This is a genomic window from Bacillus sp. N13C7, assembly GCF_026790065.1.
Lineage (GTDB): Bacteria > Bacillota > Bacilli > Bacillales > Bacillaceae > Bacillus.
Genome location: NZ_JALAMO010000024.1, coordinates 38,569 through 56,814, shown reverse-complemented (window position 1 = coordinate 56,814; position 18,246 = coordinate 38,569). Strand labels below are relative to the sequence as shown.

Genomic DNA, 18,246 nt, shown 5'->3' with positions numbered 1-18,246 from the left:
GTCCGTGCACCTCCGTTAACCTTTCAAAACGATTCTATTCAAACAAATCAAGTTTATCAGTGAAGAAACAGAAAGTCAATTGTAAATCCGAACATTAAATTCTTGTAAATCTATATTCGTTCGCTTTCATTCGTTTTATAAGCGTTTTCTCACCGTTTTGTCATAAAAAGCTCGTGAAACTTTCATTCTTTAGCATAAAAAAGACTCACTTGCCTGATATTCCTTTTGTATTCATAAAAACGACTCGCCATCCATCCGGATCCTCTATTGTGACGCCGCCATGGCTCCAGTACGGATTCTCAGATTCGACCTCTTGATAGCCCATTCTTTTCAGCCTTAAAGTGATTGCTGTCAATTCCTCTGCATTCGGCACATAAAAAACGAGGAGGCTGTCGGGGTGAGGAACAGGGACACTGCTTTCCTCCTCATGCTGAGTGAATTCGAGATGATAATCGGCATGAGGGAGACCGAACATGACACCGTCATACCCATTATGCTTCGAAAACCCTCCTATTCGTTTTAAACCCAGCCCTTCTTCATAAAAAAGAATGATCTCACGAAGCTGGCCCGTAGGCCGCGCAATCCGTATTTGCGCTGCATGAAAATATGAAAAATGATTTCCCATATTACCATCTCCTTTTTGCACCATTTTATTAAAACGCTTTCAAATAAACATCCGCTGAGCGGACGGTATTTCTTCCGCCTTTCGAATGAAAAAACCCCAAGATCAGCTCTTGGGGGTTATGCGCCGGGCGGAACACCTGCGTCATCAAAACGCCGTTCCAGATTGACGAATTTGTTGTATTCTTTTACGAACGCAAGAGACACGGTTCCTACCGGGCCGTTACGCTGTTTGGCAATAATGATTTCGATAATGTTTTTGTTCTCTGTTTCTTTGTCATAGTAGTCATCACGATAAAGGAACGCAACAATATCCGCATCCTGCTCAATACTTCCTGATTCCCGGATATCAGACATCATCGGACGTTTGTCCTGACGCTGCTCAACGCCACGTGAAAGCTGAGAAAGCGCGATAACAGGGACTTGCAGCTCCCTTGCAATCGACTTCAGTTCACGGGAAATTTCGGATACTTCCTGCTGGCGGTTATCCTTCGAACGTCCGCTTCCCTGAATCAATTGCAGGTAGTCGATCAAAATCATGCCAAGTCCGCTTTCCTGCTTTAAGCGGCGGCATTTGGCGCGGATTTCACTCACACGGATCCCCGGTGTATCATCAATGTAAATTCCGCTGTTCGACAGGCTTCCCATCGCCATCGTCAGCTTGCCCCAATCCTCTTCCGTCAGGTTGCCGGTACGGAGATTCTGGGCATTGATATTTCCCTCGGCACAGAGCATACGCATAACCAGCTGCTCAGCACCCATCTCTAGACTGAAAATCGCTACGCTCTCGTCAGTCTTGGTCGCCACGTTTTGTGCGATGTTCAGGGCAAAAGCGGTTTTCCCCACTGACGGACGGGCAGCCACAATGATCAGGTCGTTGCGCTGGAACCCGGCAGTCATCCGGTCAAGCTCGGTAAACCCTGTCGGAATCCCCGTGATATCGCCTTTTCGATTGTGAAGCTGTTCGATATTGTCATAGGTCTGCACAAGGACGTCCTTAATATTTTGAAAGGCACTCGTGTTCTTGCGCTGCGCCACTTCCATAATCGTTTTTTCCGCTTCACTGAGTAAATCCTCGACCTCATCCTCACGGGTATACCCATCTTGAGCAATCGTTGTCGCTGTTCTGATCAATCTGCGAAGAATCGATTTTTCCTCAACGATTTTCGCATAATATTCTATGTTAGCCGCTGTCGGCACCGAGTTTGCGATATCTGTCAGATATGAAATCCCGCCGACTTCTTCCAGCAGGTCTGTATTCGCAAGCTCTGACGTTACCGTCACTAGATCAACCGGTTCACCTCGGTCACCGAGCACAAGCATCGCATTATAGATTTTTTGGTGGGACATTCTATAAAAATCATCTGGAATCAATACTTCTGAAGCCAGTGTTAAAGCAGACGGCTGTAAAAAAATAGCGCCTAACACGGCTTGTTCAGCTTCTATATTTTGCGGAGGAAGCCGATCATTCAGAAGGTCTGTCATGCTAAGCACCGTCCTCTCATTAAAAAATCTCCAAACTCCATTCTACCATTTCTGCAGAAAAAAAATAGAAGAATTGTCTGTTTCCTGTTTTTTTCAGCTAGCAGATTGAATCGTTTCGGACCATAACAGGGCGGGAAAAATGCAATAAAACATAAGGGAGGAATGAAAGATGATCAAAAAATATGCGGTTACACCTAATGTTGATGCGGATGGCTGGTTTATTAAGGTGGAGAATGTGGCCCCGACAGCTTTGTATACATCTAAAGACGCCGCGATTGAAAAAGCCAAACAGATGGCAAAGGAAAACAGCCCGGCAAAGCTTGTGATCTATGACCAGTTTAAGAATGTGGAAGAAGAACACTCATTTTAAAGAATGAAAACCTTCGCTGCAGCGAGGGTTTTTTAGCGAATATCAGCTTATTTCATCCATTGGATGCCTGTGTGCATCATCAGATCCGCCGCCTTTTGATACAGATCCCACTCCTCGAACGAAGCACATTTCCCCATCAACTCCTGAAGCTTTAGCCTCACCGCTATATATTCTTCAAAAGTGTCAGCCTTCTCAGAGTCTAATTGGTGTTCCTTCAGCATTTGTTTTAATAATGACAACGGTGCATACATAAGACCCCTCCTTTCCTCTTTTATAACGGTCATTTTCGGATTGCTCCATTCCTTTGTGACATCTTCTTACATTTCACATCTGATTCTTGTACAATGGACAGAAGAGAGGAGGGATCTTTTGTGAGACCTTTGCAAATTTCTGCTGAAACTGCACAAAAGCTTGCAGCGTCCTTGAATCTGCCGCTTGAACAAATGATGCATATGCCTCAGCATATCCTGCTTGCCAAGTTGGCTGAATTGCAGAAAGAAGAACAACAATCGTAGCGTTCATTCGCATACTTGCTTACACCTTACGGAATCATAATCATTATATGTTAGAAAGAAGGAGTAACTGCTTTGCCACATACACAAAATAAAAAAGTCCAATCATTTTGGCTGATCGCCGGCATTATCTTTATCGCGTTTAACTTACGGCCCGCGATCACTTCAGTCGGTCCGGTCATCAGCTCTATCCGCGCAGAGCTGCACATGTCCAATGGGGCAGCCGGGTTTTTGACCGCACTTCCGCTACTTTCGTTTGCAGTTCTCTCTCCGCTTGCGCCTAAGCTCGGACAGCGACTCGGAAATGAGCGAACCTTATGGCTGGGTCTCATGGTACTTTTTATCGGGGTTTTGACTCGTTCTATCGGCTATACTGCCGCTTTGTTTTTCGGAACAGCACTCATCGGTGTCGGAATTGCGATTGGAAACGTGCTTTTGCCAAGCTTAATCAAACATAAATACCCTGAAAAGCCAGGGATTATGATTAGCCTGTATACGACATCAATGAACATATTCGCTGCTTTAGCATCGGGTGTCAGTGTTCCTTTAGCGACCCAGATGGACGGCGGATGGAAGCAGGCCTTTCTCTTATGGGGCGGACTGGCTTTCCTTGCATTGCTGATCTGGATCCCTCAGCTGCGCCACCGGGATACGGCAAACCAGACGATGAAACTTCAATCAAGTTCCATATGGGCTTCCAAAATGGCATGGTTTGTCACAATCTTTATGGGACTCCAATCATTTTTATTTTACAGCAGCATCGCCTGGTTTCCTGAAGTACTCCGTTCTCATGGGATTGATACGTCAACAGCCGGATGGATGGTGTCACTCATGCAATTTGCGAGTCTGCCCTCCACTTTTCTGACACCGGTTTTAGCTGACCGTGTGAAACATCAGCGCGGAATCGTTGCGGCGCTGGCCGCAGTCTATTTGATCGGCCTATGCGGATTATTAGCAGGCGGCAGCCACACCATGCTTGCCATCTGGATGGTGATTATCGGTATCGGGCAGGGCTCCAGCATTAGTTTGGCGCTCACTTTGATTGGTCTCCGCAGTGAAAATGCCCAGCAGGCCGCGGCGCTGTCAGGCATGTCACAGTCATTCGGCTACCTGCTTGCAGCCGTCGGGCCTATCTTTGTCGGCTATCTCTTTGACCAGACACATTCATGGACAATGCCGTTAGTGCTTCTCATAGCCGCCTTGATCGCTATGGGTGCAGCCGGGCTGGGAGCCGGACGAGATCGATACATTCTTCAGACAGAGAAGCAAAGAAATTCAGCATAATAAAGCGGGGAGATATCTCCGCTTTTTTCTTTGAAATTCTACGAATATTTATGGTTTATTCATAAGTTTTTCATATTTTTTTTTTACAATAAGACACCATAAAGAGGTGAAAAACGATGAAAACCAAACGACTCGACTTCATTCTTATTCTCATTTTGCTTACAGCGGCTTTTCTGAATATGTACAACATTTGGCAGGATGACACTGCGAACCAGTACTATTTGGCAGCGGTGAAAAGCATGACGCAAAGCTTCCACAATTTCTTCTATGCATCATTTGACCCTTCCGGATTTGTAACAGTGGACAAGCCGCCAGTTGTGTTATGGATTCAAACGATTTTCGCACTGATTTTCGGTGTTCACACGTGGAGTGTGATTCTTCCTCAGGCTCTCGCGGGAGTTGGATCTATATTCCTTCTCTACAGAATGATCAAACCGGCCTTTGGAATCGGGGCGGCCCGCATTGCCGCGCTTGTCATGGCACTGACGCCTATCTCAGCGGCTGTCAGCCGGACAAACAATATCGACAGTATGCTGGTCTTTACCTTATTGCTCGGTTCAGCTTGCCTGCTTCAGGCAGTGAAACAAGGCAAGCTGATTTGGCTGCTGACAGCATTTAGCCTGATTGGACTCGCCTTTAATATGAAAATGATGCAAGCGTTTATGGTATTGCCTGCGTTTGTGTTATTCTACTTGATTGCATCTTGGGCATCTCTGAAGAAAAAAATCGGGTCACTGATTCTGTCTCTCGTCCTTCTGACGGGCCTTTCCCTCTCATGGGCAGTTGTGGTGGATTCAACCTCATCCTCCAGCCGGCCTTATGTAGGAAGCAGCCAGACCAACTCAGTGTTAGAATTGGCCTTCGGCTACAACGGCACAGAGCGTCTGCTAGGACAAACCACCGGCCTTGCAAGGGGTGATATGAATGCCGTTGGCGGCGGGAAGATGCAAAATCAAAACACCACGCAGGTGCCAAACGGAAGCGAATCATCTTCCTCTCAGAACGGAAACAGCAGGCCTGACGGAAGTGCCGCTAATCAAAATGGCAATCAGTCATTCGGGAATCATTCGGCGCCTCAGCCGCCTAGCGGACAAAACGGCACCTCCAGTGAAGGCAGAGGCACACCACCAATAGGCGGTGGCGGACCTGGAAAGGGAGGGCCTGGCGGTGGCGGCGGAAAAAGCATGAATATGTTTGGCACCGGTGATGCTGGACCGCTTCGTCTCGTCCAATCGGCGCTTTCCGGCCAAATCAGCTGGATGCTTCCATTCGCATTGATCGGATTGCTGGGCGGTATCGTCAGCTGGTACCGTGATCGCCGAGGACAGGCAGCTGAAATGAAAGAAACGATTTTCTGGACGGCTTGGCTCGTTCCTGTGGCTGGTTTCTTCAGCATCGCAGGATTCTTCCACCAGTATTATTTAATTATGCTGGCACCTCCGATTGCTGCCCTTTCCGGTATCGGATGGTATACGATGTACCGCTTATACAAAAACAATAAAGACTGGGCCAGCTATCTTCTGCCGGCAGCCGTTCTGATCACAGCCGTGTTCCAGGTGTATATTCTAAGCGATTATACAAGCCAAATCGGCAGTGTATGGATGTACGTACTGGGCCTCTTAGGACTCGGCATCACCCTTGCGCTTCTGATGCTTAAACGCAGCCATCCGTTCAGTAAGCAGCTGACCATCATCAGCTTATGCATTCTGCTGCTCACACCGGTCTACTGGTCAGCAACGCCGCTTCTATACGGAGGCAACAGCGTCCTACCTGAATCGGGCCCGCAGCTCAAAAGCCCAACAAACGGCGGGAACATGTTCTCCTCGGAGGTTGATACCGGACTCCTGTCCTATTTGAGAAAACATAATACCGGCGAAGAGTATCTATTTGCTACTTTGACAACCGTAACCGCTGCGCCATACATCATTCATGAAAATGAATCAGTGATGGCAATGGGCGGATTTAACGGCACAGATCCCATTCTGACTGTGTCCGAACTGAAAAAGCTGGTCAAAGAAGGCAAAGTGAAATACTTCCTTCTCACCGAAAATAACTCAGGCAACAGCGAACTTGTTTCTTGGATTAAGAAAAACGGAAAGGAAATATCAGCTGACAAGTACAGCAGTTCCACAGGCAGCTCAAACAGCAGCCTGCAAGGCATGAGAGGAGGACCTGGCGGAGAAAGCCAGCAAACTCTTTATCTCGTGGAATAAAAAAAGAGGCTTGGGTTGCCCCCAAGCCTCTTTTCTATTAAGCTTCTTCTTTCACATGTACCTTCAACACAGCCTGCACCTCAGGATGCAGCTTCACAGGCACGTTGGTATATCCTAACGCACGAATGCCCTCCGGCAGTTCAAGCTTCCGCTTATCCACTTTAATATTATGGTCTTTTTGGAGCTGTTCAGTAATTTGTTTGCTTGTCACAGAACCAAATAACCGGCCGCCTTCACCTGATTTTGCACTAAGCTCAACAGTCAGTTTTTCTAATGTCTCTTTTAAGCTCTTTGCCTGCTCAAGCTCAGCGATGGCTTCTTTTTTCTCTTTCTGCTTTTGTCCGTTTAACGCGCTGATGTTTGACGCGTTCGCTTCAACCGCGAGGCCTTTTTTAATCAGAAAGTTATGCGCATAACCGTCTGCTACGTTTTTGACTTCGCCTTTTTTCCCTTTTCCTTTTACATCTTGTAAGAAAATAACCTTCATCTCTGTACGCCTCCCTCAAAATACTCATCTATGGCGTGCTTCAGCCGTTCCAGCGCTTCAGAAACTGATATGCCGGACAGCTGAGTCGCCGCATTTGTTAAATGTCCTCCGCCTTCCAGCGCCTCCATGATGATTTGAACATTTACCTCGCCAAGTGACCGTGCACTGATACAAACGGTTTGTTCATCCCGTCTCGCCACCGCAAACGAAGCCTCAACCTCACTCATCGACAGCAGCGAATCAGCCGCCTGCGCAATCAGCACTTGATCGAAGTATTCCTCTTCATTTTCAGGAAGAGAGGCAATCGCAATGTTCTCTTTATAGAGGACCGTATGCTGAATCAGCTTCGCCCGTTTAATATAGGAATCAACGGTTTCTTTCAAGAACTTCTGTACAAGCACCGTATCGGCGCCCTTTGCCCTTAAATAAGAAGCCGCATCAAAAGTCCGCGAACCTGTGCGGAGAGAAAAGCTCTTTGTATCCACTATTATACCAGCTAATAGGGCAGTTGCTTCAATCATATTGATTTTTAAGCGCTTCGGCTGATATTCAAGCAGCTCTGTGACCAATTCCGCTGTCGAAGAAGCGTACGGCTCCATATAGACGAGCAGCGGGTCTCTGATAAACTCCTCACCCCTGCGGTGATGGTCGATGACTACGATATGTTCAATTTTATTGACCAGCCGTTCCTCCATGACAAGTGACGGCTTATGTGTATCAACGATCACAAGCAGCGTGTCATCATTGGAAATCTCCATTGCTTCCTCAGGGGTAATAAACCTTGACCACAGTTCTTCATATTTTTTGATTTCCTCAATCAAACGCTGCACACTGGAACCGATTTGATTTGGGTCAATCACGATAAACCCATCTTTGTTATTTGCCTGAGCCACCTTTAAAATCCCGATCGCAGCGCCGATAGAATCCATGTCGGGGAATTTATGGCCCATGATAATCACATTGCTGCTTTCGGAGACAATTTCCTTTAAGGCATGAGAAATCACGCGGGCCCTCACCCTTGTTCGTTTCTCCATCGGGTTTGTTTTACCGCCGTAAAACTTCACCTTGCCGTTCGGCAGCTTGATGGCTACTTGGTCTCCCCCGCGTCCCAACGCTAAGTCCAAGCTGGATTGCGCCAAATCGCCAAGTTCTTTCAGTGAGGAGACGGAAGCTCCAATACCGACGCTTAACGTGAGGGCTACACCGTCAAAAGAGGTTTTTTCCCGTACCTCATCAAGGATCGAAAACTTCGAATTTTCGAGTTCAGTTAAGATGTGTTCATTAAGTACAGCGATAAAGCGTTCTGAAGACGTTCTTTTCAGGAAGATCCCGTACTCCTGTGCCCAGGCGTTCAGCAAGGATGTCACCTGGCTGTTCATCGTGCTTCTCGTCTGGTCATCTAATCCTTGTGTCACATCATCATAGTTATCAAGGAAAATATACGCCAGCACGGTTCTTTCGTTTTCATATCGCTTTTCAATCTGGATTTGTTCCGTTACATCAAAAAAATACAGAAGGCGCTCATCCCGTTTGATGACAACCTTAAACTTGCGGTCATTCAATGTAACCGTTTCCGATTCCACCTCTTGTTTGATGAGCGGCACAACCGATTCACACGTGTCGTAAAGGGATCTCCCCACTAATGTGCTTTCATTAAAGCAAGAAGAAAGAAACGGATTTGCCCATTCTATATAATATTGGTCATTAAAAAGCATGATGCCGATCGGCATTTCCATCAATGCCTCTTCACCGACTTTTTTCAACCTGTAGGATAACGTAGAAATATAAGCATCAATCTCTTGCCGAATAAGAGAATCAGCACGTTTAATAAAAAACAAAATAACTGCAAGCAGCAGCACTTCGACGGTTCCTAAAATCCAGTTAAAATAAAAGCTGATGAGGATTGTAATGATTGACAAAGCAATCAAAGCATAGATGGGATACCGAAACAGCGGTTTTTCATAAAAGCTTGGCATTTCTATCACTCCCCACCATGTGAGTAAAACTCATGTTCACTTCACCTTATTCCTTATATTAAAGCCCATATCTATAACGCCTAAAATGCGAATGGCTGCCATAAAGATCGGAAGCATCAGTCCAAGAACCACCGCAATCACAGCCGCAGCCTTCGGATAATTTTTCTTATGGCAATAGAAAAAGATAAATGATAAACCTTGGATGAAAATCAGAAACCCGAGTATAAACTCCCCATTTAAAGCGATAGAGTACAGCATATGGCCTTTTTCTAAAGGCAAAAATGATAGCATGACAATCATTAAATACAGCACTACAACACTTTGCGGAAACTTCAACTCTCTAAAAGGCTTTAGATTAGGAATATCGGGGGAGAATCGCCTTAAGAGCGGCTTAGCGATAAGGTAACTGAGGAAAGAAAAAATAGCTCCTACCATCACAATAGCTGTTGGAAAAAGATATTGAACGATACCCAATTGTTCTTCCATCAGTTTCAATTGCTTCTCAAGCTGTTCAGCATTCCCCGACTGCTTCACTACATTTTCTACAATATCAAGGGACTGCCGGTATTGTGTCATCGCTTCATCAATGATATTGATACCCAAAAACTGAATGCTTATCACAAAATAGATGACAATACAAAGCATATAAATAAGAGCGCCCGAAATAATGGCGTGCCCGGGTTCTTTCCTTTTGAAAAAATGCCCCATGGCAATGCCGGCGCATGCTGACATAAAAGCTACAGTAAGCCCGGTAAAGGACCCGACAATAAAAACAACCGGAAGACTGACAGCACCCATCCATATCCCTAACCTCAATCCATGTCTGATTGTATACAGGATCATGGGCAGCGGCAGTGCAAATAACAGAATTGTTCCAATCACAGGAACATAAACGACCAAAAGCGTGATGATCGCAAACAGACTGATTAAAATAGCACCTTCCATTAATGCTCTCGTTTGTTTCACTTAGTCACCTCGTATCATCCTGAACATACGAATAGAAAAGAGCAGCATAAACGACTGCTCTTTTTTCATCGCTGCAACATGTTTTGCACCGAATGTTTTTATATCATCTCTACATTTTGCTTTTATATTTTAACATAAGTCCAAATCGCAAGTAAAATGACGCTAATGTTTCATGTGGAACATTGCAAATGAAAAGACATTCTTTAAAAAAGAATGCCCATCTCGATTAATGTTTATCATCCATAAAGCCAGAAGATTCCTTGTTTTTCTTTTTTGTTTTTCTGACATACATAAAGATTAAGATCACCAGTAAAAGGGTTGTTGCTTGCAGAACGCCGCTGCTAAACAAGAAAAAGTCCTTTATCATGTCCCACATCGTGTTTCACCTCTTTTGCATGTTCTCAACCCGTATCCTATATAATGTGAATTTCCCTTTTTAAAAACTTCAAAACATCATGAACAACATTGAGCGCTGGGCATATGCTGATATGGAATCTGATTGATAAAGGAGAATTGTTACATGGATGAACGCAGAACATTGGCTTGGCATGAAACATTAGAAATGCACGAGCTGGTTGCTTTTCAATCAAATGGACTCATTAGACTGAAGAAAATGATAAGAGAAGTAAAAGACCCTCAGCTCAGACAGCTTTATAGTGTGTCCATTCAGGCCGTTGAGCAAAATTTAAGAGAGCTTCTTCCATTTTTTCCGCAGGCGCCGCACAGAGAGGATGAAGAAGAAGAACGTGCAGATAACCCTTTTTACAGCGGTGATCTGCTCGGTTTTGCCAAAACATCTGTCCGAAGCTATGCCATCGCGATTACAGAAACAGCAACACCTCAATTAAGAAACGTACTGGTCAAACAGCTGAATGCCGCCATCCAGTTGCATGCCCAAGTTTATCGATACATGTATCAGCATGGTTACTATCCATCTTATAACCTGGCTGAACTGTTGAGAAATGACGTCAGAAATGCCAACAGAGCCATTTCAATGAAATAAAACAAGCAGCAAAGGAGCTCCCTTTGCTGCTATTTCTGCTGATCCTTCAGCATGCCGTTCGAACGATAAGATTCTAGGACATCTCTGTTGGATTCTCCCCATTCTTTCATTTGCAATACAATCGGTTCAAGCGTTCGCCCAAATTCCGTCAGAGAGTATTCGACCTTGGGCGGCACCTGGTGATACACCTCGCGATGCACGATGCCGTCTGCTTCCAGCTCCCGCAGCTGAAGGGTGAGCATTCTTTGGGTGATACTCGGACAGATTCGGCGAAACTCATTAAACCGTTTCTTGCCATCTATCATGTGATATAAAAGAATTCCTTTCCACTTTCCGCCAATGACATCTAGTGTAAATTCAACTGGACAGCCTTCTTTGTTCGGGTATATATTCTTTTTTTCACTCATTCTTGACCCTCCAATAGTACCTTTTTTGATACTACACTACGTTTCGCAACTAAGCTACCCAGTATTTTACACACCTTTCCTTCTCAGCTCAACGAAAATGCTTCTTATTCACATCAATTTTTAAGGGTTTGCATGATTACACCTGCAGCAAGACGTGTTAAACTATATAAAGATTACACTACTTAAAAAAGGATAAGGAGCTATCATGGAAAAGATACTTATTTTCGGACACCAAAACCCAGACACAGATACGATTTGTTCTGCGATTGCTTATGCTGATTTGAAAAACAAACTCGGCTTCAATGCTGAGCCAGTCCGTCTTGGACAAGTCAACGGCGAAACACAATACGCGCTTGACTATTTCAAACAAGAAAGCCCGCGTCTTGTTGAAACCGTTGCAAACGAAGTCAACGGCGTCATTCTGGTTGACCATAACGAACGCCAGCAAAGCATCAAGGACATTGAAGATGTTCAGGTTCTTGAAGTAATCGACCACCACCGCATCGCTAACTTTGAAACAGCGGAGCCGCTTTACTATCGTGCTGAGCCTGTAGGCTGTACAGCTACAATCTTAAACAAAATGTACAAAGAAAATAACGTGAAAATCGAGAAAGAAATTGCCGGCCTTATGCTGTCTGCGATCATTTCCGACTCACTGTTATTCAAATCTCCGACTTGCACAGACCAAGACGTAGCGGCAGCAAAAGAGCTTGCGGAAATCGCTGGCGTAGATGCTGAAGAATACGGCTTGAACATGCTAAAAGCTGGCGCTGATCTAAGCAAGAAAACAGTGGAAGAGCTGATTTCTCTTGATGCGAAGGAATTTACACTCGGCAGCAAAAAAGTCGAAATCGCACAAGTGAACACAGTGGACATTGAAGATGTGAAAAAGCGCCAAGCTGAATTAGAAGCTGTGATCTCAAAAGTTGTGGCTGAGAAGAACCTTGACCTGTTCCTTCTTGTCATCACAGACATCTTAGAAAATGATTCACTGGCGCTTGCGATCGGCAACGAAGCAGCGAAAGTGGAAAAAGCGTTCAACGTTACATTAGAAAACAATACAGCCCTCTTAAAAGGCGTTGTCTCCCGTAAAAAACAAGTCGTTCCTGTCTTAACAGACGCAATGGCTGAATAATCAAAAAGCATCCCGTCATCGGGATGCTTCATATTTACTGACAAAATCCTAAAACGGTTTATCGTTTTAGGATTTTGTCATCTTTTCAGCGTGATTAAACCCTTGAAGTCTAGGAAGGTCGGAGCACAGGCCGGACAACAAATGTGAGGTTTTGTCTGTTACTCTAATTTTTCTTATTCGCCAAGCTTTTCAATCTGTCCCATCACATCAGTGATTTGCTTTGCATTTTGGACAAGATCTGACTGCTCCAATTCTTCAAGTGACACCTTGCCTTCCTCCACTTGTTTCAGCACATCTTCAGCACTTTTCTGCAAGGTTTCATTATGCTCCTGAATGGATTGATGGATCTCTGCGGCGGCATCAGGCGGTGTTAATTCATTAAAATCAGCGGCGGCCTTCTGAATCGATTCAAGCTGTGCCTCTAGTTTTTCTTTCGCCTCGGTGTCATTCACAGCCTTCTCTGCCAATTCTGGCGCCTCCTCTGCAAAAGTCTTGACCTTCTCCACATAGCCCGTTGCTTCGCTCGTATAGTTCAAACCGTCATTCACCTGATCAAGCATGCCGCATCCGCTCGCACTCATAAGCCCCACTCCGGCAAGAACAGTCAAAAAGATTTTCATCGTCAGCCTCCTCATCGTTTCTTCTTCATTTTTTCTTTTAAGATCGGAATCAATTTCTCTTTCGCTAACGGTAGCCCTTTCTTCACCAATTCACGCTTTAGCCACTTTTTCAGCTTAGACATCCTGACGCTCCTCTCCCTTTTTGATAAAAATGAAAAAACTCCACCGATTTGGTGAAGATCCGAAACAAAAAGACCTTCACCAAATCAGATTTGGCAAAGGTCTCGCTAACAATTAGATTGCCAGCAAAGCCGAGGACGCCTTGTCCCGTAATGACGACTTTACTGTGAAAGCTACTCCCCTTTGGAGTGTTCATTTTTATTACTTTCATTTTAAAGTACAGGGCTTTTCCAGTCAAATTCCTGCTGTCCGTTTACACAAAAGCGCGCTGTGGTATTTAAAATTTGAATGGTATTTCCATTAGGAGATCATGCTATGACAGAGGAGGTTTTCATCATGAGTCAAGAGCGCGTGAAACGGCCTGGGCATACCAGATGGTACATATCTTCGTTACTTAGCGGCATTATTATTCTAAATTACTTTGACCGAGTGGCCATCTCAGTAGCGGCCCCTGCGATACAAGAGTCGTTTCACCTTACAGCAACTGAACTCGGTATCGTGTTTTCCATATACACTTATTCCTATACACTGATGCAGCTGCCTGTCGGAAGCTTGCTGGACCGTTTTGGGGTCGCATGGGTCACGAGGGTTGGAATGACAATATGGAGCTTTTTAACGATCCTTCTTGCTTTTTTACAAGGAAAACTGCTGTTGTATCTGTTCCGGTTTCTCATTGGCCTGACGAGCGCCTCTGCGTTCCCTGCTGCCTCAAAGGCAACCGCTCTTTGGTTTCCTCCAAGTGAGCGGGGATTGGCAAACTCACTGTTCGATTCGGCCGCCAAGTTTTCAAACGTCATCGGAGCGCCATTGGTCGCCTTTCTTGTCACCACATTTGACTGGCGTGTCGCCTTTTTGACGATTGGATGCATCAATGTGCTGTTTACGATCTTTTTCTGGCAGTATTATGAGCAGCCGGAACGGCACAAACGAATTTCCAAAAGCGAATTAAACTATATTCAAAAACACAATACCATCACAACAGAGCAAATCCCTTACAAAACGGGCCCGCTTTTAAAAAAGCTTTTCACCAACCGCAAAGTATGGGGCTTAATGATCGGATTTACAGGGTACGGCTATACGTTCAACCTGCTGCTTACCTGGCTTCCGACTTTCTTTAAACATACATACGGAATGGATCTCATGTCGTCCGGTTTATTTACAGCCGTGCCATGGCTGATCTCAACCATTTCCGGAATCGCGGTCGGCGGATGGCTCGTCGATTACTTTATTAAGAAAGGCTATACTAACACCAAGGTGTACCGAACCGTGATCATTGTCGGAATGAGCTTCGGCTTTTTCTTTTTAGGCTCCATTCTGACGGACAATATCACCGTAGCGATTATCTGTATTTCAATCGGCCTTGCCGGGATTTCTGCAACGGCCCCAGTCGGCTGGTCCATTTCCGCAGAACTGGCGCCCATCGGTTCTGTATCTATGCTGAGCTCCATGGTGAACCTGGCAAACAACCTGTTTGGAGGCATTATTGCTGCGTCACTGACGGGATATTTGTTTGATGTGACAGGCTCCTTTACGCTCAGCTTTCTGGTAGCCGGTTTTGTGCTGCTGCTGGGATTGGTTTTTTATGTGTTTGTATTAGGGGATGTGAAACGAATTAAATTGGAATAAAGAGTGCTTGCTGAAAAGGCACTCTTTTTTGCATACATGTATCTTACGTTAGGCTGCTCCCGAAAATTGAAACATTCTGGCGGTCATACGAAAATCCCCGCCCGTTCCATTTCAATACAGTTTGGACATATCCCAGCGAGTCAGCGTTATACCTCCCGGCGATTCGTTGATACGCCACAAGTTCGTATGTGCCGTCTCTGTCAAAATCAACTGGATATAAGCCGGATAAAGGATTCACCCAGCCTTCTATTGGCATTTTCAACACACCCTGGCTGGTATAAATCTCATTCAAATATTCCCTTCCCTTGTAAGTTAGATCAAGGGTATACGTTTCGTTTTGATGGTGGCTGATGACATTTGCTTTATACTGATTTTGATAACTCACACTGTACTTAAATTCATTATTAAACACATCCGAATTGAAAATCTGCCTGAACTGCCGGTTGAGATAGACAAAAAGATACGCATATATAGCGCCCCCGCTTCCCCCGGTGTCTATTACCACTGCCACATCATCAATCTTGTCGCCTGTCATATCCCCAAGAATAAGAGACGGATTGTATCCCATATTGTTTTGGAGCTGTATTCGCTGTTCCTGACGGGTTCTGCCATCACGGATCACCAATGTGATATTTCTCCATAAAGGGCTTCCGGACATTTGGCTGCCAGTTAAAAAGACCTCGTCAATAACGCCGTCACCCGTTACATCGCCGCGAGTAGATGCAATGATTGCACGTGAGGAGACAGGCTGCCGAAATACGTATGGATGTTGAACAAGTCCTCTGCTTTCATAAAACCAATAAGGAGCCATTCTGATGTCATACACATTCAATTGTGTCACCTTCCCTAATCAGCTGAATGAATCATTATATGCAGGAATGGCACATCAAAGACATATCTTACACACCAATTACATCCGTACCATATGAGTTATCGATTACACAAAGCCACTCGCCTTGCGCATTCTTCTTAAATACATAGGTCGCCCTTCTTTCCATCGCATACTCGGAGTCCTTTTTATCCGAATCAAGCAGTGTCTGAGAAAGGACGAGTACCGTGTCACCTGCTTCCAGGAGGATCATTTCCCCTTGTGTCGGGACAATATGATGATTGAAATCGTTCGCGGTCTTATTACATGCTTTTTTTGATTTCTCTCTTGCCGATTGAATATATTTTACATTGTTTACCTGCTGAAACCGTAAAAACAAAATGAAAAGCATTCCTATTTCCTATATAATCAAATAAATATATTTAACAAAGTACCCAAGTGAAGGGGTGGACGATATTGTCTGCGGAAGTAACGTTACATGACAATACACATCATAGTTTAAGAGCGGATTGCCAGCATTGTTTTGGCCTGTGCTGCGTTGCCTTGCCTTATGCGAAATCAGCGGATTTTGCTTTTGATAAGGACGGGGGCACGCCATGCCGCAACTTACAATCAAACTATCAATGTTCGATACATAAAGATCTTAGAGAAAAAGGGTTTCGGGGCTGTTCTGCATACGAATGCTTTGGCGCTGGCCAGAAGGTATCCCAAATCACTTATGAGGGAAAGGATTGGCGAACCAACCCGGAAACGGCCAACGAGATGTTTGACATTTTTCCTATCATACAGCAGCTGCATGAAATGCTCTGGTACTTACATGAAGCCCTTTCGATAGATATAGCTAAACCGATTCATCATGAGCTGCGAACCTGTTTCGAAAAAATAGACAAGCTCACCAGACTCAGCAAGGAAAACCTGCTGGCACTGCAGGTGCACGAGCACCGAGCTGAAGTCAATGAATGGCTGTTAAAAACGAGTGAGCTGGTGCGCGCCCAAGCACGTAATACAAAACTGCCGAAAAAAATCAGCCGGGGAAGTGTCCTGATCGGCGCAAAACTGAAAGGGCTTGATCTGCGAGGAGCAAACCTAAGAGGGGCACTGCTCATAGCCGCCGACTTGAGAAAGGCTGATCTGAGAATGACAGACATTATCGGTGCAGATATGAGAGACGCTGATCTCAGCGGAGCCGACCTGACCGGAAGCATCTTTCTGACGCAGGCACAGGTAAATGCCGCAAACGGCGATGCAAACACAAAGCTGCCGCCGTCTTTACGAATCCCTGCCCATTGGAAATAAAAAAGGACCCGCTTATGGTCCTTTTTTGCTGTCATCAATTGAATCCTTTTTCGTTGCTTTTATCCGGCACTTTCGCACTTCTTGCCAAGTATCCCGACAGCCATAACGCAATCAGCAGCATGAAGGTGATCATACCGACAACGCCCAGCCAATGAAAACCAGACCAGAATAGCCCTCCGATTGTTCCGAAAACACTTGAACCGGCATAATAAAAGAACAAATACAGCGATGAAGCCTGTGCTTTGTTGTGAAGGGCTCTCCGTCCCACCCAGCTGCTGGCAACTGAATGCCCTCCGAAAAAACCGAAAGTAAAGAGGGCAATCCCCAGAATTTTCACTGCCAGCATACTATTTATCGTGAATAAAGCACCTGCAATGACGATGAAAATATTCATCACCAATATTTTCGGATAGCCATACCGATCAACCATTCTTCCAATGAAAGACGAGCTGAAAATGCCTACAATCATCACAATAAAGATCCAGCTGGAAAATGCTTTATTAAGCGAATACGGCGGGCCCAACAGCACATACACAATGTAATTAAACAAGGCAACATTGCTTCCGAGCAGCAAAAAACCAATGAGAAACAAGCTGAATAGTTTTCGGTCCTTCAAGTGGCCGATCAGAGACATTCCCAATTTCCCGAGCTTCAATTTTCTTGGCGTAAAATGCCTGGATGGCGGCAAATTTATAAAAAATATAACACTAGCAATCAAACTAATGACACCAATTGATCCCATCGCCATATGCCAATTCAAGTACTCGCTCAGGAGCCCGGAAACGATCCTTCCGAAAACGGCGCCGATTGCATTTCCGCTGATATATAGCCCCATCGCTGATCCAAGACTTCCAGGTTCAATTTCTTCCCCAAGATAAGCCATCGCAATCGATGGAAGGCCTGCGAGCGCCACGCCTTGAATGGTTCTCAATACGAGCAGCGTATGAAAGTTCGGACTAAAGGCCGATGCCAGACAAAGAACCGATGCGGCTAGCATGGAAATACCCATAATCGGCTTGCGCCCCCACACCTCGGATAATGAACCAAAGACAAGCATGCTCACAGCTAACAGCATTGTGGTAACAGATAAAGAAAGACTCGCCGCAGTAGGCGTTACATGAAATTCCCTCGTGAATTCCTCCATGAGCGGCTGTACGCAATATAGAATTGCAAATGTATTGAAACCCGCAGCGAAGAAAGCAAACGTAATTTTTCGAAAAACCGGTGTGCCTTTTTGAATGTATGTCATCGGGACTTTATCGGTCCCTCATCATGTTGTGGAGCACTGCCATTCAT

19 protein-coding genes and 1 pseudogene are annotated in these 18,246 nt (G+C 45.2%); 8 read left to right on the top strand and 12 right to left on the bottom strand.

Features of this window, described 5'->3' with window-relative positions:
- Positions 1–205: 205 nt before the first annotated feature.
- Positions 206–625, bottom strand: coding sequence for a VOC family protein (locus MOB98_RS19580; protein WP_268358599.1), 420 nt, complete (start codon positions 623–625; stop codon positions 206–208).
- A 116-nt stretch (positions 626–741) separates the two neighbouring features.
- Positions 742–2,106, bottom strand: a complete 1,365-nt coding sequence (gene dnaB / locus MOB98_RS19575) for a replicative DNA helicase (RefSeq protein WP_003226923.1) — start codon at positions 2,104–2,106, stop codon at positions 742–744.
- A 169-nt stretch (positions 2,107–2,275) separates the two neighbouring features.
- On the opposite strand from dnaB, the gene MOB98_RS19570 reads away from it, so the two are divergent.
- Positions 2,276–2,476, top strand: coding sequence for a DUF2188 domain-containing protein (locus MOB98_RS19570; RefSeq protein ID WP_268358600.1), 201 nt, complete (start codon positions 2,276–2,278; stop codon positions 2,474–2,476).
- Positions 2,477–2,523: 47 nt separating this feature from the next.
- On the opposite strand, the gene MOB98_RS19565 is transcribed toward MOB98_RS19570, so the two are convergent.
- On the bottom strand, positions 2,524–2,727 hold the full coding sequence (locus tag MOB98_RS19565; RefSeq protein ID WP_268358603.1) for a hypothetical protein: 204 nt from the start codon (positions 2,725–2,727) through the stop codon (positions 2,524–2,526).
- A gap of 120 nt (positions 2,728–2,847) precedes the next feature.
- On the opposite strand from MOB98_RS19565, the gene MOB98_RS19560 reads away from it, so the two are divergent.
- The 3 genes from MOB98_RS19560 to MOB98_RS19550 all read left to right on the top strand — a co-directional run bounded on the left by MOB98_RS19560 (position 2,848) and on the right by MOB98_RS19550 (position 6,485).
- Positions 2,848–2,991 (top strand): YycC family protein, encoded by a 144-nt coding sequence (locus MOB98_RS19560; protein WP_268358605.1) that lies wholly within the window; start codon positions 2,848–2,850, stop codon positions 2,989–2,991.
- 72 nt (positions 2,992–3,063) lie between these two features.
- Entirely contained in the window at positions 3,064–4,272 is a 1,209-nt protein-coding gene (locus MOB98_RS19555) for a CynX/NimT family MFS transporter (RefSeq protein ID WP_268358606.1), read from the top strand.
- A gap of 116 nt (positions 4,273–4,388) precedes the next feature.
- Positions 4,389–6,485 carry an ArnT family glycosyltransferase gene (locus tag MOB98_RS19550; RefSeq protein WP_268425380.1) on the top strand — a complete coding sequence of 699 codons (2,097 nt, stop codon included), beginning with the start codon at positions 4,389–4,391 and terminating at the stop codon, positions 6,483–6,485.
- A 37-nt stretch (positions 6,486–6,522) separates the two neighbouring features.
- Here MOB98_RS19550 and rplI read toward each other — a convergent pair whose 3' ends face one another.
- The 4 genes from rplI to MOB98_RS19530 all read right to left on the bottom strand — a co-directional run bounded on the left by rplI (position 6,523) and on the right by MOB98_RS19530 (position 10,290).
- Positions 6,523–6,972 (bottom strand): 50S ribosomal protein L9, encoded by a 450-nt coding sequence (gene rplI, locus MOB98_RS19545; RefSeq protein WP_268358609.1) that lies wholly within the window; start codon positions 6,970–6,972, stop codon positions 6,523–6,525.
- Positions 6,969–8,948: a cyclic-di-AMP phosphodiesterase GdpP gene (gdpP, locus tag MOB98_RS19540; protein ID WP_268358611.1), complete on the bottom strand. Its 1,980-nt coding sequence runs from the start codon at positions 8,946–8,948 to the stop codon at positions 6,969–6,971. Before gdpP ends, rplI begins: the two co-directional genes overlap by 4 nt.
- Positions 8,949–8,984: 36 nt before the next feature.
- Positions 8,985–9,914 carry a YybS family protein gene (locus MOB98_RS19535; protein WP_268358613.1) on the bottom strand — a complete coding sequence of 310 codons (930 nt, stop codon included), beginning with the start codon at positions 9,912–9,914 and terminating at the stop codon, positions 8,985–8,987.
- A gap of 226 nt (positions 9,915–10,140) precedes the next feature.
- Positions 10,141–10,290 carry a hypothetical protein gene (locus MOB98_RS19530; RefSeq protein WP_003236551.1) on the bottom strand — a complete coding sequence of 50 codons (150 nt, stop codon included), beginning with the start codon at positions 10,288–10,290 and terminating at the stop codon, positions 10,141–10,143.
- A gap of 144 nt (positions 10,291–10,434) precedes the next feature.
- On the opposite strand from MOB98_RS19530, the gene cotF reads away from it, so the two are divergent.
- Complete coding sequence (gene cotF / locus MOB98_RS19525) at positions 10,435–10,917, top strand: spore coat protein CotF (protein WP_268358615.1); 483 nt, start codon at positions 10,435–10,437, stop codon at positions 10,915–10,917.
- Between the two features lie 29 nt (positions 10,918–10,946).
- On the opposite strand, the gene hypR is transcribed toward cotF, so the two are convergent.
- Positions 10,947–11,324 (bottom strand): transcriptional regulator HypR, encoded by a 378-nt coding sequence (hypR, locus tag MOB98_RS19520; protein ID WP_268358617.1) that lies wholly within the window; start codon positions 11,322–11,324, stop codon positions 10,947–10,949.
- Positions 11,325–11,529: 205 nt separating this feature from the next.
- Here hypR and MOB98_RS19515 point away from each other — a divergent pair, with 205 nt between their 5' ends.
- Entirely contained in the window at positions 11,530–12,459 is a 930-nt protein-coding gene (locus tag MOB98_RS19515; RefSeq protein ID WP_268358618.1) for a manganese-dependent inorganic pyrophosphatase, read from the top strand.
- A gap of 173 nt (positions 12,460–12,632) precedes the next feature.
- On the opposite strand, the gene MOB98_RS19510 is transcribed toward MOB98_RS19515, so the two are convergent.
- On the bottom strand, positions 12,633–13,079 hold the full coding sequence (locus MOB98_RS19510) for a DUF6376 family protein (RefSeq protein ID WP_268358620.1): 447 nt from the start codon (positions 13,077–13,079) through the stop codon (positions 12,633–12,635).
- A gap of 435 nt (positions 13,080–13,514) precedes the next feature.
- Between MOB98_RS19510 and MOB98_RS19505 the strand changes: the two genes are divergently transcribed.
- Entirely contained in the window at positions 13,515–14,825 is a 1,311-nt protein-coding gene (locus MOB98_RS19505) for an MFS transporter (RefSeq protein ID WP_268358621.1), read from the top strand.
- Between the two features lie 43 nt (positions 14,826–14,868).
- Here MOB98_RS19505 and MOB98_RS19500 read toward each other — a convergent pair whose 3' ends face one another.
- Together MOB98_RS19500 and MOB98_RS19495 are read right to left on the bottom strand one after the other, a co-directional pair.
- The gene (locus tag MOB98_RS19500) at positions 14,869–15,657 is read right to left on the bottom strand and encodes a hypothetical protein (protein WP_268358622.1); all 789 of its coding nucleotides are present in this window, start codon (positions 15,655–15,657) and stop codon (positions 14,869–14,871) included.
- A 67-nt stretch (positions 15,658–15,724) separates the two neighbouring features.
- Positions 15,725–15,979: pseudogene (locus MOB98_RS19495) on the bottom strand (YybH family protein); the annotation flags it as partial.
- Positions 15,980–16,110: 131 nt separating this feature from the next.
- Between MOB98_RS19495 and MOB98_RS19490 the strand changes: the two are divergent.
- Positions 16,111–16,950, top strand: a complete 840-nt coding sequence (locus tag MOB98_RS19490) for a pentapeptide repeat-containing protein (RefSeq protein WP_268358624.1) — start codon at positions 16,111–16,113, stop codon at positions 16,948–16,950.
- A gap of 34 nt (positions 16,951–16,984) precedes the next feature.
- On the opposite strand, the gene MOB98_RS19485 is transcribed toward MOB98_RS19490, so the two are convergent.
- Positions 16,985–18,199 carry an MFS transporter gene (locus MOB98_RS19485; RefSeq protein ID WP_268358626.1) on the bottom strand — a complete coding sequence of 405 codons (1,215 nt, stop codon included), beginning with the start codon at positions 18,197–18,199 and terminating at the stop codon, positions 16,985–16,987.
- Positions 18,200–18,246: the final 47 nt, after the last annotated feature.